15 protein-coding genes are annotated in these 15,765 nt (G+C 63.1%); 6 read left to right on the top strand and 9 right to left on the bottom strand.

Annotated elements, in window-relative coordinates; translation table 11 throughout:
- Positions 1-13: 13 nt before the first annotated feature.
- The 7 genes from JMY28_RS29135 to JMY28_RS29105 all read right to left on the bottom strand — a co-directional run bounded on the left by JMY28_RS29135 (position 14) and on the right by JMY28_RS29105 (position 5,837).
- Positions 14-1,195, bottom strand: coding sequence for an alpha/beta fold hydrolase (locus JMY28_RS29135; RefSeq protein WP_201699379.1), 1,182 nt, complete (start codon positions 1,193-1,195; stop codon positions 14-16).
- 29 nt (positions 1,196-1,224) lie between these two features.
- Positions 1,225-1,932 carry a flavin reductase family protein gene (locus JMY28_RS29130; RefSeq protein ID WP_201699378.1) on the bottom strand — a complete coding sequence of 236 codons (708 nt, stop codon included), beginning with the start codon at positions 1,930-1,932 and terminating at the stop codon, positions 1,225-1,227.
- Between the two features lie 36 nt (positions 1,933-1,968).
- Positions 1,969-2,421 (bottom strand): MaoC family dehydratase, encoded by a 453-nt coding sequence (locus JMY28_RS29125; protein WP_201699377.1) that lies wholly within the window; start codon positions 2,419-2,421, stop codon positions 1,969-1,971.
- Positions 2,422-2,611: 190 nt separating this feature from the next.
- Positions 2,612-3,334, bottom strand: a complete 723-nt coding sequence (locus JMY28_RS29120; RefSeq protein ID WP_201699376.1) for a hypothetical protein — start codon at positions 3,332-3,334, stop codon at positions 2,612-2,614.
- 35 nt (positions 3,335-3,369) lie between these two features.
- Positions 3,370-3,774, bottom strand: coding sequence for a nuclear transport factor 2 family protein (locus JMY28_RS29115; RefSeq protein WP_201699375.1), 405 nt, complete (start codon positions 3,772-3,774; stop codon positions 3,370-3,372).
- Positions 3,775-3,788: 14 nt separating this feature from the next.
- Positions 3,789-4,550, bottom strand: coding sequence for an SDR family oxidoreductase (locus JMY28_RS29110; protein WP_201699374.1), 762 nt, complete (start codon positions 4,548-4,550; stop codon positions 3,789-3,791).
- A 270-nt stretch (positions 4,551-4,820) separates the two neighbouring features.
- Entirely contained in the window at positions 4,821-5,837 is a 1,017-nt protein-coding gene (locus JMY28_RS29105; protein WP_201699373.1) for a LysR family transcriptional regulator, read from the bottom strand.
- A gap of 173 nt (positions 5,838-6,010) precedes the next feature.
- On the opposite strand from JMY28_RS29105, the gene JMY28_RS29100 reads away from it, so the two are divergent.
- From JMY28_RS29100 to JMY28_RS29075, 6 genes are all read left to right on the top strand, one after another.
- The gene (locus tag JMY28_RS29100) at positions 6,011-6,667 is read left to right on the top strand and encodes a glutathione S-transferase family protein (protein WP_201699372.1); all 657 of its coding nucleotides are present in this window, start codon (positions 6,011-6,013) and stop codon (positions 6,665-6,667) included.
- Positions 6,668-6,915: 248 nt separating this feature from the next.
- Positions 6,916-7,569 (top strand): hypothetical protein, encoded by a 654-nt coding sequence (locus tag JMY28_RS29095; RefSeq protein ID WP_201699371.1) that lies wholly within the window; start codon positions 6,916-6,918, stop codon positions 7,567-7,569.
- A 66-nt stretch (positions 7,570-7,635) separates the two neighbouring features.
- Positions 7,636-8,841 (top strand): hypothetical protein, encoded by a 1,206-nt coding sequence (locus JMY28_RS29090; protein WP_201699370.1) that lies wholly within the window; start codon positions 7,636-7,638, stop codon positions 8,839-8,841.
- A gap of 11 nt (positions 8,842-8,852) precedes the next feature.
- Positions 8,853-10,160 carry a hypothetical protein gene (locus JMY28_RS29085; RefSeq protein ID WP_201699369.1) on the top strand — a complete coding sequence of 436 codons (1,308 nt, stop codon included), beginning with the start codon at positions 8,853-8,855 and terminating at the stop codon, positions 10,158-10,160.
- A gap of 61 nt (positions 10,161-10,221) precedes the next feature.
- Positions 10,222-11,988 (top strand): 8-amino-7-oxononanoate synthase, encoded by a 1,767-nt coding sequence (locus JMY28_RS29080; RefSeq protein ID WP_201699368.1) that lies wholly within the window; start codon positions 10,222-10,224, stop codon positions 11,986-11,988.
- Positions 11,989-12,000: 12 nt separating this feature from the next.
- Positions 12,001-13,161 carry an aminotransferase class I/II-fold pyridoxal phosphate-dependent enzyme gene (locus JMY28_RS29075; protein WP_201699367.1) on the top strand — a complete coding sequence of 387 codons (1,161 nt, stop codon included), beginning with the start codon at positions 12,001-12,003 and terminating at the stop codon, positions 13,159-13,161.
- On the opposite strand, the gene JMY28_RS29070 is transcribed toward JMY28_RS29075, so the two are convergent.
- Both JMY28_RS29070 and JMY28_RS29065 read right to left on the bottom strand, forming a co-directional pair.
- Positions 13,091-14,485 (bottom strand): sigma 54-interacting transcriptional regulator, encoded by a 1,395-nt coding sequence (locus tag JMY28_RS29070; RefSeq protein WP_201699366.1) that lies wholly within the window; start codon positions 14,483-14,485, stop codon positions 13,091-13,093. The two genes, JMY28_RS29075 and JMY28_RS29070, sit on opposite strands and share 71 nt — an antisense overlap.
- A 380-nt stretch (positions 14,486-14,865) precedes the next feature.
- The gene (locus JMY28_RS29065; protein ID WP_201699365.1) at positions 14,866-15,759 is read right to left on the bottom strand and encodes a LysR family transcriptional regulator; all 894 of its coding nucleotides are present in this window, start codon (positions 15,757-15,759) and stop codon (positions 14,866-14,868) included.
- Between the last annotated feature and the right edge of the window lie 6 nt (positions 15,760-15,765).

The raw sequence follows: 15,765 nt of genomic DNA, 5'->3' as shown, positions 1-15,765 counted from the left end.
GCGCGGATACCGATCACGCGCCGGGATAAAAGAGGCTCGCGTCGACCTTGCCTTGCAGGCGACGGCCGAGTTCCGCCGAGAATTTCAGCGCGCCACCGAGCGGCCGATGATGGATCGCCACGTGAACAATCTTGCCCGCCGCGTTCTTCGTGAGGACCGTGACGCCACGCATGCGCTCGCCGCCGAACGCCTGGACTTCCCATTCGAGGTAGTCGCGCAGCCCGTTGTGTGCTTCGTGGGTGAACGAAAGCGCCTCATAGATCTTGCTGGCCGTGGTCATCACGGCCTTGACCTGTTCGATGCCGATGGCCGGCTTCGCGAGCACACTTGCTTCGAGCACGACGTTCAGTGCGAACGCATCCGCAAAGGCGTCGGCGGACTTCTGCTCGAACGCACGGGTCCATCCTTGCGACGCGACGGGCGTGTCCTGCAACTGCGCGCCGTTGGGCGCATGCTCGATATTGGCGAGAAACGACTCGACGACGCGTGCAACCGCAGCCGGCTGCTCGATGTGCGGCCAGTGGCCCGCGCGCTCGATCGACGCAATGGAAGGCGCCTTGAAGCGCGGCATCACGCCCGAGGAGATCATTGCGAAGTTGACGAAGCTGTCGCCGTCGCCGCGGACGATGAGGACCGGGCCGCGATATCGGGAGGGTTCAGCGCCGGACGGATGTCCCGCGTTCCAGAGGTCGGCAAAGATGCCGACGGCCGAGGCGGCGACGCGATCGCCGAGCTGGCCGAGGCGCTCGAGTCGCGCGTCATCCAGGTTCACCGAAACATTGCGGCGTAACTCGCGTTGCGCCGCCGGATTGCCGCCGATCGCGTGGAACGCGCTCATGGCTTCATTGGGCAGTCCCGCGCCGCGCAGCGGCACCGGCGTCATCAGCACGAGGCCGCGCACCTGCTGGACGAGCCGTTGTGCGACCAGCTCGGCAATCTGCGCGCCCATGCTATGGCCGACGAGGACGACCGGCAGCGACAGCGCGCGCACCTGAGTCGTGACGTCCGCCGCGAAGCGGTCGAGACTGAACGGGCCGGGTTCATCGGCGCGCGCACCCATGCCGGGCAGATCGATGCACAGTGCGCCGGCCGCGCGATGGCCGAGGTGCCGTGTGACGTCCTCCCATATCTGGGCGCCGTCGAGAAACCCGTGGATAAACACGAGCGCGGGCTGGGTCGAATGAGTTCGATGCATGCTGGTTTCTCTCGCTGGCGGTTCGAAGATCAGCGTGTCGCGCCGGATGCGGACCAGCTGGCGCCGTCGATGGGCGAGTAACTGTCGTCAAAGTCGTCGAGGCGGCCGATGCGCTTGTTCTGCAGGCGCGCGAGCACCTGTGGGTCGAGCGGTGTCGTGAACGCGCTCTGTACCACCGTGTATTCAGCGGCGAGGCGGCCGACCGCCTGCAGGGCGGCCGTGTCGATACGGCCACGCTCGAGGTAGAGGTCGTCGCGGATCCGGAAGCGGAGCACTTCGCCGAATATCACGTGGTCGTAGTCGCTGATCTGGATGATCCGCTCGAGCTTGCACTCGAGCGCGATCGGCGCGGCCTGCACGCGAGGCGGGCGCACCGTCAGCGAATCGGCCTTCTCGAGTCCGAGTGCGTCGAACTCGTCGACATCGGAGGGGAATTCATACGCACTGCGATGCATCGCATCGGCGAGCGCCAGGTTGGCGATATTGACGACGAACTCACCGGTGTCGCGGATGTTGACGAAGGTGTCCTTCAACGTCACGCCGTCGGAGCGGGGTTGCATCGAAATGGAAATCATCGGCGGCTTGCGGCCCACGGCGGTGAAGAACGAGATCGGCGCGAGGTTGGCGACGCCGTCCGTGGAAAGCGTGCTGACCCAGGCGATGGCGCGCGGCAGGATCGAGCCGATCAGCAGCTTGTAGTTGGCAGCGGCGTTCTGCGTGGAGGGGTCGACGATCATGATGCGTGTCCTTGAAAAGGTGTCAGGTGCTCAGCGTTATGCGGGGCGACGCGCGACGATCAGTTTGGCCGTCATGTTCTGCACGACCTGGCCTTGCTGATTGAGCGTTCTGGAGCGCAGCAACAGGGTGCCGAGATCGATGCGCGAGCGCGAAGGGATCAGTTCCATCACCTCGCTTTCGACATGCAGCACGTCGCCGGGGCGCGTCGGCATCTTCCACTCGATCTCGCAGCCGGCGCCAAGCACCCCGTTGGCCAGCTTCGGGCCATCGTCGACGAGCAGACGCATCGTGATCGCCGCCGTATGCCAGCCGCTCGCCGCGAGCGAACCGAACATCGTTTTGCGGGCCGCTTCGTCGTCGAGGTGGAACGGCTGCGGATCGAACTCTGCGGCGAACCGTTTGATGTCGGCGGCGCCGACTTCATGCGTGCCTGTGGTGAAGGTGTCGCCGACCTTGAGGTCGTCGAAGTAGAGCGTTTCCTGACTCATGAACGTGTCCTTTTCAGGGAGCGGGCCGCAAGCTAGCCGGTAGCGCTTGCTTGCTGCCCCGCGGAACCTGAAGTTAATGTAGGCGACGTCCAGGAAGGGAGAAAGAGGGGTGCGCTGAAAGCGGCATTCCAATTCGGTCAATAATCGGCGCGGGGCGCCGTCCGGCGGCCGGTCAGGCCTGGTCGCCCGACTACTCGGAGCGGAACTCGATCGTGCGAAAGTCGATCGACACGAGCAACGACTCGCCGACCTTCTGCCTCGCCTCGTCGTAGGCAAAGATGCGCCGCGTCGTTGGGACCATTACGCCATTCAGTTCTCGGTAGTCCGATGCATAGTTGGCGCCTTGCGCGCCGCCCATCACGTCGACGGTATAGTCGTGGCGGCGTAGCAGGCCATCCTCGCCGAAGTAAGAAATCTGCTCGCGGGTGTGACTGGCAACCGAATCGGGAAACGTGACCTTCAGTCGTTGCCAGACTTCGCCGTTCTCTTCCCATTCAGGCAGCTCTTCCGTATGGAAGCCGGGGTAGGTATAGAGAAACGGGATCGTCAGATAGGTCCAGAGCGCGTAGCCGGTGAAGTACAGCGCGTGCAGACGATCCCATGAGGTCTCCTGAACATGATCTCGATAAAAGTCTCGCGGTGTGCGCCGCTCTTCGGTGGTCTGCCCGTCAAGCGACTCGATGCGTACGGCATCCGGCGTGAACGTGCCTTGCCAGCCGGAAGCCGGCGACATGATCGAGACGTGCTGGCGTGTCAGGCTGGCCACCAGTGCGATATTGCGGAACCTATCCGGCTGGCCTTTGAGGTGCCATACGGCGCCGCCGATATCGAGGGTGGCCGAAGCGGTGCGCAGCTTCTTCCAGTTGTCGATTCCACCGTGCGCCGCTACGGCGCGTTCGAGCAACGTACTCATTGCTGTGTCCTTTTCTGCCGCGGTTGCCGCGAGCGTTATTGCTCACCCGGGAATGCGTTGCCGAACATCGGATAGCCGCCGGCGGACTCGCTGCGCGTTGGCTCGTCCTGCAGTACGTCCCAATGTTCTACGAGCTTGCCGTCCTCGATGCGCAGGATATCCACGGCGATCAAGGCGGCGGGCGTGGCCGAACTGGTGTAGCGGCTGTGCACCCAGACGAAGTCGTCTTTGGCGATCGCCATGTCGTATTCGAAGCGAATATCGCTTAGCGAGCGCACAAGGCCGAAAAGCCCGTCGCGTCCGGCCGGTACGTGCCGGCTGTGCTGCACGTAGGTATCGGACCAGAACTGCGCGGCCTTCTCGTAGTCTTTCCTGTTGAACAGCGTCTCGAGCGCTTCGAGAACGAGCGTCGTGTTCTTCTCTTCGGATGCGGTGGTCATGGCTTAAGCGCCTCTCATTCAACGGGAATCGGGTTATCGGCGACGAACTGGTTGAACTGTTCGACGAAAGTGTGTTCGGCGGGGCCTGCGTTATCGCGCATCGGTTTCGCCGCATCGACCACGACCTCGGTCGTCGCGGTTTCAAGCAGCTTCAGCGTTTCGGCGATGAATGCGTCGAGCGGCATGGCGCGCGGGTCGCCGCTCTTGTGGACGAGGTCCGTATCGACCCAGGGCGGCGCGATTTCGAGCACCTTCACGCTCGTATCACGTAGTGCGAAGCGTTGCGAAAGTGTGTACGAGTGAATCGCGGCCTTGGTCGCGGAGTACAGCGCCGTGGCCGCGAGCGGCACGTACGCGAGTACGGAACTGTTGTTGATGATGTACGACTCGGACTGCTGTTTCAGATGCTCGACGAAGGCGGCGCTGACACGGACCGGCCCGAGCAGGTTGGTCTCGACGAGACGCACGGCCTGCTCGTCGTCGAGTGCGCCGCTGGCGTCGTCGAATGGCATGATGCCGGCGTTGTTGATCACGACGTTCAGCGCCGGATTGTCCGCGATCAATTGCGCGGCGACTTCGCGAATCTGTGTGGCGTCGCCGATATTGAGTTCGACGGTATCGATACCGGGATTGAGCCGGGCGATCTCGTCGAGCAGAGACTTGCGCCGCCCCGCGACGATGACCTTGTTGCCGCGCCGATGGAGGGCTTCTGCCAGTGCGCGGCCGATGCCCGAGGTGCCGCCTGTGATGAATACGGTATTTCCGCTGAGATTCATGATTGTGCTCCTGATCGTAGTGAGTCAAAACATTAGGATGACGAATTAAAGTTTTGCGCCACCCGCGCAAAAATGTGCAGCGCATGCTTGTGCGCGTTGTATTGGCGTCGCGCTTGCGTTGCGTTGGGACAGCGGTGCAGGGACCACTCGCCGAACGAACAATGGTCTGATTGTGGTGGCTAACGCCGGCCCGATAAATCTCGCGTTCGACTCAACAGTGTTATCGAAAAAAAGAACAATGCCCGTTCTTTAAGCCTGATTATTGTCAGCTCAGCCAAGTGGCAATGTTTCGTCCCCCGCCAGGTCGGCCCCATCGACGTCATGGACGTCCTGAGCGGCGACGCTCGTCGGAAGGCACCGCGCTTCGGCTTCCGGGGTGCTGGAAATCAACGGGTTCGTGCGGAACAACTCGGCGATCCAGTCGATGAATGCGCGCACGGTGGCGGAGAGATGCCGGCTGTGCGGATAAACAGCGGAAATGGGCAGCGTCGGAGGCTTCCACGGTGAAAGGATCTCGACCAGTGCGCCCGATTCGAGGTAGGGCAGCGCGATCAAGCGGGCGCCCTGGGCGATCCCCAGCCCACTTAGCGCGCCGCGCAGATAGGCCTCGGCGTCGTTGACGGCGATAGAGCCCGACATTTTCACCTCGGTCACCTCGCCGCGGTCGGCTTCGAACATGAGGGGCATGATGCGGCCGGTGCGGGGCCAGTAGTAATTCACCGCACGGTGATTGGCCAGCTCCGCGAGTGTCTGCGGGGTGCCTGCCTTGTCGAGATACGCGGGGCTAGCCACCGTGACGGCCTGATAGACCCCGACGCGCCGCGCCACGAGCGACGAATCCTGCAAGGTGCCGATGCGCACCACGCAGTCGATGCCTTCCTGGACGAGATCGACCGGCTTGTCGCCGAGGCCGAGCATCAGGTCGATCTCCGGATACCGCTCATGAAAGTCACCCAGCGCGGGCATGACGATGAGACGCCCGAGCGCGCCGGGCATGTCCACGCGCAGCTTGCCGCGCGGGGAACGCTGCTTGCCGAGGAAAGCGCTTTCGATGTCGTCGATGTCCGCGAGCACGCGCACACACCGCTCGTAGCAGGCCGCACCGTCTGGCGTAAGGTTGATGCTGCGGGTTGTGCGTTGCAGCAGGCGTGTTTTCAGGTGCGCTTCGAGACTCTGGACGACCACCGTCACGCGGGCGCGCGGCATGTCCAGCGTTTCGGCCGCGCGCGTGAAGCTGTTCGTCTGCACCACACGGGCGAATACTTTCATGGCTACCACGATATCCATGTCCCCACCTCGTCGAGTCCGGGCGAGGCCAGCACGCCCAGCGCGAAGTCTAAACTGCTGCTGCTGACGGCGCCACAGGCCTGGCGCGGCGCTCCACGGCAACGGCGCCTGGCGCGCAAAGCCGCTAAACTCGGTGTTCCGCGCTGTCCAACGAGCACCGCAGGAGATTGCCGATGAAGCTGGTGGGCCCATGGTTATCCGGCTACACGCGCCGGGTGGGGATCACGCTGCGACTGCTGACGCTCCCTTTCGAACATCTGCCTTATCACGCGTATCGGGAACCGGAACGCGTGAGAGTGTTCAGTCCGATGGCGCGGGTGCCTGCGCTGCAACTCGACGACGGCCAGGTGCTCGTCGATAGCCACGCGATCGTCGACTATCTGGACAGCATCGTGCCGGCCGACCAGCGATTGATGCCCGCGAGCGGCCCGGAGCGCGTGCGCGCGATGCAACTCGTCGGCTACGCCTGCGCCTGCTACGACAAGCTGGCCCGCTATTGCGACGAGCTGATGCTGCGTCCCGAGGCACACCGGCTGGCGCACCTGCAGGCCGGCTATCGGGAACAGATGGAGAGCGGCTTGCGCGTGCTCGAAGCCGCGCACGCGGACCCGTGGTTGATCGGGTCCCGCATCTCGCAGGCCGACATCATGGCAGTCGTGGCGTTTCAAAGTGCCTCGGTGGTGATCCCGCGAACCGTCAACAGCGAATCGTTCCCGCGACTGGCCGCGCTCGCGCAGCAAGCAATGCAATTCACTGCGTTTTCCTCGACGCTCCCCGACCTGGAGGATCTGCAAGCCTCGGGTCTCATTGGCGCGGACAACGGCATTTAGCGATCGCGCCTGTCATAGCCGGGCTGGTCTCTAACCGGATGAAGAAGAGACCTTCGCCTGTTGGTCCCCAATATCCCTGCGATGCGAAGCCTGCTTCGTGCCGGTTGCGCGCGCGCCTGCCATAGCCTTGTGCTGTGCTTCGCGCCGATCCTTGTCCATAGAGGCTTGCACGTGAGCGTCATCTGACTGGCACAGCCCTTGCACTTCCGGGTGCGACTCCACCCCGGAAACTGCAAGGAGCGGCACTCATGAACACTCTCTACGGCTACACGAATCAACCCGGCGGCCAGTACGGCGAAGCAGAAGCCAGCGAGGCCACGGCTCCATTCGCAGAACTAAACGAAATGGAACTGGCGTCCGAAGCGCTCGAAGTCGCCAACGAAGCGGAGCTCGAGCAGTTCCTCGGCGACGTCGTTAGCAGCGCCGCGAAAAGTATTGGCGGCTTCCTGAGCTCCGATACCGGCAAGGCGCTGGTCTCTTCAATCAAACCGATCGCGAAGCAGGCGCTGCCAATCATTGGCAGCGCCATTGGCGGCAGGCTCGGCGGTCCGGAGGGCGCACAGATCGGCGCGACGCTTTTGCCGGCTGTGGGGCAGGCCTTCGGTCTCGAACTCGAAGGACTCAGCAACGAGGACCGCGAATTCGAACTTGCGCGGCGCCTCGTTCGTTTCGCTGGCAGCGCCGGGCAGGAGGCCGCGAACGCTTTCGGAACCGCGGACGACCGGTCGATCGCGCATGGCGCCCTGATGCGGGCGGCCCAGCGCTTCGCGCCAGGCCTCGCGGGCGGCTTCGCGCAATCGAACTGTCCACATTGCGGGCAGTCGCTTGGCCACGGACATCGGCACCGCTGGGTCCGTCGCGGCAATACGATCGTCGTACTGAACGCCGGGGTCCGTTATTGATGTGAACAGGCCCTGGCCGCGTGGCTTCCTGCCCACATCGTGGGCGTCAACCTTGAAGGAGCTGACATGCATGACCTGGACAGGACGGTAGTGGAGTTCGCCGCGCAACCGGGCGAACAGGAGTTCGGCGAATACGAAGCCGAAGGTGAATCGTTCGGGTTCGGCGAATATGAGTTCGCGGGCGATCATCCCGAGCCGCGTCGCACGCAGGCGGAAGCGGAAGCCGAAGGCGAAGGCGTGCTCTCTGAAGAGGAGGAGATGGAACTGACCATGGAGGCGCTGGGCGTGTCGAATGAAGAGGAATACGAATATTTCCTCGGCAACCTGATCAGCAAGATCGGCAAAGGGATCGGCTCGGTGGCGCCGGGCGTCCTGAAGACGCTTGGGGGGGCGCTGCGCACGGTAGGCAAAACGGTGTTGCCCATTGCCGCGACGGCCGCCGGCACGTTCTTCGGTGGCCCGGTAGGCGGTGCGCTCGGCGGTGCGCTTGGCGGCGCGTTGAGCAAATCACTCGAGGCCGAGACGGAAGGTTTCTCCGGCGAAGACAAGGCCTATATGCAGGCGGAAGGCTTCGTCAACTTCGCCTCGCAGGCCGGCCGTTATCTGAAGAGTTCGCATCGCAGGATGCCACCGAACCAGGCGGTTCGAATGGCCATGATGAATGCCATGCGCACGCGGCGCAGCAGGTACGGTGGCTATCGCCGGCGCTATCCAGTCGCACCACCGGTTGCCGTTGCGCCTCCGATGGATATCGCGCCGCCTTACGACGATATCGACGCCATACCGGACGGAATGTACCCCGACGGTGGTGACGGCGGCTGGGGGGAGATGGAGGCGACTGCGCAGAATGCAGCGCTGCGTCACCATCGGCACCCGCACGCGCTAATGCCGAAAGCGCCAACAGCGCGCATTCCCGCTCCGCACGCGCCAGTTCCGAACGTGCCGCTGGCGCATCGCGTGGCTGCGAATGTGCCCGTCGCACGCGCGGCGGTGCCCGGCGTCGCGGCGCCACATGCCATGCCAGTGCATTTCCCGGCGCCCCCTGTTTCGGCTCCGCGCTTCCCGGCGCCTCGGCCGCCGGCCGCTGCGGCACCGGCCGCCCCCGTCTTTGCTGCGAGACCGCCGTCGCAAGCGGCAGTCGTGCAGCCGCCGCAGGCGCTGTTTTACCCGCAGATGGCAGGCGTCGCGGCGGCCGTGCCTCAAGCCGCGTTTGCCGGCCAGCGAGGTCAATGGATCCGCCGGGGTCCGCATATCTACATCATTGGTGTCTGAGGGGTTGAATCATGGCTAGCGACGCTGTTGGCTTCCTGCACACCGAGGCGCTCGCGCTCATGAGCCGGCTCGAACTGGTGCAGCCGTTCGCGCTGACCGACACCATGGTTCCCGCAGCGGGACTCATGCCGGCTGCGCAGTCGGCGATCGAGGCTTATCTCGTCGACGGACGCAGCCGGCTGCGCGAGGCCGTTGGCGAGTTCATCCGCTGGTCGTCGAGCGCGCACGCGCGCAGGGTCGAGCCGGCGGTGGCGCAGCGGCGCTTCACGTTCCTGCGCCTGCGCTTCAACGTCGTGCTCACGCATCTCGACATCTTCGCGCACGCCATCAGCCAGCGCAGCGAGCATCGGGTGGGCGTGTGGCTCTCCGGCATGGACATGGCGGCGCAGGACGCGATTCGCCTGCCCGGCATCTACGAGCCGCCGCCCATCATCTGCTACCTCGAACGCGGCGGGGGAGGAGCGATTCGCCGTGCGCGCACCCGTTTGCCCGGGGGCGGCCACAGCCCGGTGGCAGTGATCCGCATGCCGCGCGAGCGCATGGTGGGGACCGGCATCGCCTCTTCGCTCTTCCACGAGGTTGGGCACCAGGCGGCGGCGCTGCTGGACCTCGCGACTTCCTTGCACGAAACGTTGGGATCGCTCGCGAATCAGCAGCGGCCGGAAGCGCTCGCATGGCAACTGTGGGACCGCTGGCTCAACGAGATTCTCGCTGACTTCTGGGCGATTGCACGAGTGGGAATCGGCTCGACGCTCGGGCTCATCAGCATCGTCACGTTGCCTCGCGTGTTCGTGTTTCGTTTGTCGAACGACGATCCTCATCCCGTTCCGTGGCTGCGTGTGAGGCTCAGTTGCGCGATAGGCGCTGCGTTGTTCCCCGATCCGCAGTGGCAGGAACTGGAGCGCGTGTGGATGACCTTGTATCCGAAGCCCGCAGCGATGAGCGGCCACGGCGGGTTGTTCGACCTGCTCGAAAGCACGATGCCGAGCCTCGTCACGCTAATCGCGAACCACCGGCCGCGCAGGCTCAAAGGACGTTCGCTCAAGGAAGTGCTGGAGGTCGATCGAATTGCCCCTTGGCGCTTGCGGCAGTTGTGGCCGGCGCTTGCGAGTTCCCGGCGAGCGTTGTTCGCGCTGACGCCATGCATTGCGCTCGCGGCGATCTCGCAGGCCCGTTCGGACCAGCAGATCGATCCGGCGCAGGAAAGAGAACTGGTTGGGGCGCTGCTCACGCACTGGGCGTTGCGCGGCACGCTGGATATGTCGCTGTTTTGCGCCAATGCGAAAGGCGGGACGAGGCGGTTAGCTGCGCTGGCTTGATATCGGAGCGATGCGACGCATCGCGGAGCGAGCAAGTCCCCTTCATTTACTGGAGAGCATCATGACAGTCAGAGATTGCACGCTCAATATCCACACCAAGGATATTCACGAGGGCATGCGGGTGATGTTGGAGGCCGTGCCGCCCACTGGCCAGCCCCCGTACCCGCCGATCTATACCTATGAGTGGAAGATGGACGGCAAGCCGCTCGACGGCGAGAAGATCGACCCCGATGCGCGAGAGCTGATGTGGGACACGACGGGCTTGACGCTGGGAAACCATACCCTGGAGGTCGAGGGCAAGCTCAAGCCCGGCGTGGGCGGGCATCCCGACGAACTCCTCGGCAAGGAGATCGCGGTCGTTGGGCCGCGTGGCGTAGCGTCGGGCTCGGCGCTTGCGGTCACGATGGAGCGCGCGCTCGACACGGCAACCGACGATCTGGCCTTGTGGGTGACGATTCGCAAGAGCACGGAAGCGCTCGACTTCCAGCGCTATTCGGATTTCATTTCGCTAGTGTTGTGCGACGAGCCGGCGAGCGAACGTATCGGCCATGACGAAAAAAAAATGCGCGCGCGTTATACGAGTCTGCAAAGACGCCGCTCGCTGCCATTCAACGACACCGACGCGTACCGTTTGCTCAAGGTCGCCACGGAAGCCTTTCTGGTGGTGAGCTGCGGTGTTCCGCTCGCCAATCGTTCGTTCGATGAGCACGATCTCAAACATCTGCTCGAGAACTCATGCACAGACGGCAAGGTGAATCTGGAAAAATTATGGCAACGGTACCTCGTCAAGATCAACGGGACCGACGAACTGACGCTTCCTTACCTCGCGCTGATCGCGAAGAAGTTCCCCGACGAAGGATTCAAGGCGACGCTAGGCGCGGAGATCGACGGCGAGCAAGATCGGGCGTGGGGACAGCACTGCTTTGGGCTCCTACGCAATAAATTGCTCGAGCCATGTTTCATCGAGCTCATCTGGTGCTACTGGTACGAGGAAGCGATGCTCACGCAGACCATCAACGTGATCAAGCGCCGCTTCCAGAACGTCAGATCGCCGCTGGGTAACGATCCGCTGGCCAACCTCGAAATCGATCCGCTGCGCCCGCTGAACAACCTGATCTGGAGTCTGATCAACGACGAGCAACACTGGCTCACTTTGCCGCGGCGCGCTTATGAGTACGACCACGAATATGGCATGTCCCTCACCGGCAAGGCGGTTCCCAACCTGCGCCCGGCGGATAGCCGCTCACGGTTTCTGGAGGCGTTCCATACGTTGCTCCGTATCGCACATCAGTTCTTCCAGCAGGACGATCAAACGACAGTCGTGGCCGACGCCTTCCCGGCGCTCAACGCGTTGCGTCAGGTGCATATGATTCTGTCTGAAGGCGGCAGCAACCAGATCGGCGACATGCCGACAATGGCGCGCATGGAGATGCTGATGGAGCAATGGCTGCTCGCGCGCCCGGAATTTCGCGAGTATCTGCCCACGCGCACGATGATCGCCTACCCGGAACCGTGGATGGATCGCGTCGATGCGATGAAGCGGCTGCAGGGCTGGACGGATGTCAGCGTCATTCATTTCCGCGATCTCGCACGGTATGGCGAGCAGATCGTGCTCTCGATCCGTTATGGCGCGTGGAGCGACACCAACGATCCCATGCGCGCAAAAGGCTGGCTGCGGTACTGGAGACCGGAGATTCAGGCCTACGCGCATGCGTATCGCGCAGCCACCGGCGTCGACCTGATCGCGCCGGACCGCCCGGTCGATGCGACGCCGCCGTCGCTCCTGCTGAGTTCCCGGCTCCAGAAGCAGCTTGCTGCGGTAAGGTGAGCGCGCAATGTCATGATCGACTTCACCTCGGCGCTTTATCTGGGCATGAGGCACGCAAGCGGCACGCTGCCGCGCTGGGACACCTTGACCGAGGGTGTCCCGGCCGCGTTGCGGGTCGCGCATGCGGCCCCACGGTTCGAGCATGAACTCGCGGCGCTGCAGGGACGTGAGGGCTGTATTGCCATGACCTCGACGCTGCATGCGATTTTGGATCTCGTCGGCTGGCTCGCGAAACCCGATACGTTGATGCTGGCCGACGCAGGCGCGTACACCATCACCTGGTGGGGGCTCGAACGGGCGCTCGCGCGGGGCGTGCCAGTGCTCCGATTTCCGCACAACGATCCCGCTAGCCTGCGCAAGTTGCTGGAGCGGCACGCCTCGCGACGCAGGTGCCGGCCAGCCGTATTCATCGACGGAGTCTGGCCCGACGGTGGCTGCGTCGCGCCCTACGCCGAGCTGCTGAACGTGGTGCGTGCCTGGGGCGGCGTGCTCGTTGCCGACGACACGCAGGCCCTCGGCATCCTCGGCCACGGGCCGTCAAGGGCGCAACCCTACGGCTGCGGTGGTGGCGGCTCGCTGCGGTGGCTCGGACTCGACGTGCCCGACGTCATTACCGTTACGTCGTGCGCGAAGGCGTTTGGCGTACCTGTCGCCGCGATTTCCGGCGCGCAGTCCGTCATCGACGACCTGCGCGGACAGGCGTTGACACGCGTCCATTGCAGTCCGCCCTCGAACGCGCATTTGTGCGCGGGACTGGCGGCCATGGCGCTGAACCGCTTGTCCGGCGAAAAGCTTCGTGCGCGATTGCTGCGCAATCTGCTGTGCTTGCGCGAGCGGCTCCATGCTGTCGGGATCGAGACGTTCGGTGGACTATTCCCGGTACAGACGCTGGATCTGGGCGGCTTGCGTGCTGTCGATCTCTTCAAGGCACTCGCGGCGCGCGGCATCGAAGCCGTGCTGCGCAGACCGTACGGCAGCGCTGTGCCACAGTTGTCATTCATCGTGACCGCATCTCACGAGTTGGACGAGATCGATTTCGCGGCGGCTGAAATCGAGCGGGCGTTGCGCCGCATGCCGCGCCCGCGCGCGCACTCGCGGCCTTTCAGGCGAGATGTCTGCTATCGGGTAACTGCCGTTCGCCGGCACGACGCATCTGTAGCGCACGGTCGGTGACTCGCAGATTTTGCGCGGCACGATGCAGATTGCCGTTGGCAAGGCCAAGCGCCAGGCGAATTGCCGTGGTCTCCGCTTCCTGTCCGATCGATTTTAGCCCTGCACCCAATTCGACCGCGCGCATGATTGCCTGCTCGAACTTTTCGTCGCGCCAGTCTAGCCGGCGCATATCGAAACTGCATCGCTCGTCTTCGGGGATGTCGCCAATGGTCAGCGGGCCGACACCGACGTGATGGGTCGCCATCTGCGTGGCGAGCTGCTTGAGCTCCCGCACGTTGCCGGGCCAGGCGCGCTGGCGCAAATACAGGCTAACTGTGCGATCGACTTCGGGGGACGGTTCGTCCGGCATCAACTCACGCAGGAACCGATTGAAAAGCAGCAATACGTCGTCTTGCCGCTCGCGCAGCGGCGGCAGTCTGACGTTGAAGGACACGATGCGGTGAAACAGGTCGAGCCGGAAGCGTCCCTTTCTCACCTCGTCGGCCAGGTCGCGGTTGGTGGCTGAAATGAGGCGGAATTCGGTACTCGAAAAAGCGTTGCCGCCGACACGTTTGAATTCCTTCTCCTGGAGAACCCGGAGCAAATGGGCTTGCAACGTGACAGGCAATTCGCCGATTTCGTCGAGGAACAGCGTGCCACCGTCGGCGAGTGCAAATGCGCCGTCACGCGAGGCGATTGCGCCGGTGAACGCGCCCTTTTCATGGCCAAAGAGTTCGCTTCCGGCCAGTTCGGGCAGAAGCGTGGTGCAATCCACCGTCACCAGATTGGCTTTGCGTTCTCGCGAATCCAGCGCATGGATCAGTTCGGCGAGCACCTGCTTGCCCGTTCCGCTTTCACCACCCAAAAGCACACAACCCGCTGAGAATCGCGCAACTTCGACGGTACGCCTAAGCGTTTTGCGCCACGCGGGCGACGTGCCCGGCGCATACGCGACGACGGGTCCGGATGCGACGAGTTCGTCGACGGCGTTCCATCGGAGAATCTGGGCGTGCAGGCGTGCCGCAAGCCACGCAGCGTGATCCGCGGCCAGCACATCGTCGGCTCCGGCGCGCACTAAACGCCATGGTACTTCGGGAGCCAGGTCTGGCGCGTTCAACAGGATGACGACGATGCGAGAGTCAGTCCGTGCCGCCGCTTCGGCTACCGTGTCGTAAACCTGAGCCGTGACGGTGTCGCACACGATCAGGAGTGGCGCCGCGCACGCGTCGGCCATTTGATGTGTGATCGCAACGATGCCCGCATCGGCGAGCGATTGAATCAACGTGGTCTGCAGCGTCGCCCCATGCGCGGGGACGAAACACAGGCGCGCGAGCAGCTTCTCCATTTCGACCCAACCTCGACACTGGTTCGCCACAGTGCCAATCGTGCCGTCGAATTCGACAGTCGCCCCAGGAAAATTCCACTTGATTTATCGAAAAATCAATGCCCAATACATTTAAAAGCAATTTAATGTGTACCGTACACGATTTTTTCGAAAGTCCACTACATTGCGGGATTGTATCTATGCGTTCTGTTTTACGCCTCCATCATATGATGGATATATCCTCTGGTCTTTAAATTGATTGCAATATTTAATAAATTTAAAGCACTCGATTCTATAGTTATCTTTCTTTATTGTTTTATTTTAAAGAACTGCGTATGGCAAAAATCGGCGTTGGGCGATATAGCTCGACTGAACGCCGAACGGTCACGCTTTGGCATCGGCTAGATCATCGGCGCGTTTGCCTGTAGACAGGCCCACAATCGCTGAGCCACTGGGCCGTGGGACGCGTTTCGGCGCCGGGCTGCAACCAGCGTCTCCGTATGGCCGGGGAGCCAACGGCTCGCAAGGGATTTCAAGGCGCCGCTACGCAACTCCGCTTCGATCAGGAAGTCCGGCAGATGCCCCCACGCAAGGGCCTGCATGATCACATCCTTTTTCATGCTCTGGTCGGGCACAGTGATCTGCCTGGCCCCCTCGACTACCAGATAGTTCGAGTCACCCGGCTTGCGAGCGGAATCGCGCATCACGCATTGCGCGTAGTCGCGCAAGTGCTGCTCACGCGGTGTCCCAGGTAGCGGGGCTCGCAGCAGGCGAGGCGCTGCCACAGGAACCAGGCGGACCTTGCCGAGCACAATCCACTCGAGTGACAGGTCAGTCGTGTCTACACGATGCACGATCAGATCGGCTTCGCCGGCCTTCAGTCGCTCAACCGGTCCACCGACTGATTCGAAATGCAGATTCAGCCGCGTGTGCGCACACGTGACGAAAAAGCGCGCGAGCAGGTTCAGCATAATCGGGCGCGGGCACAGATCGCCAAGGACCACGTTCAGGTCGCTTTCATCGCCGCCGGCCAGTTGTGCTGCGTGCTGACGCAAGCCTTGCGCTTCGCTCAGGAGTGGCTGCATGCGCTCATAAAACGAACGGCCCATGGCGCTCAGTTTCACGCGATAGCCGCTGCGATCGAGCAGGACGAGCCCCGTTTGGCTTTCCAGTCGTGCCACCGCCGCAAATACCGCGGGATGGGATCGATGGAGTGCGCTCGCAGCGGCCTGGAAGCTCCCAGTACGGATGACGGCGTCGAGGCATTGCACGTCGTGAAGCGTGAAATCTACCATGTCAAC

Source organism: Paraburkholderia hiiakae (assembly GCF_904848665.1).
GTDB lineage: Bacteria > Pseudomonadota > Gammaproteobacteria > Burkholderiales > Burkholderiaceae > Paraburkholderia > Paraburkholderia hiiakae.
This window is presented reverse-complemented; position numbering and strand designations above follow the sequence as displayed.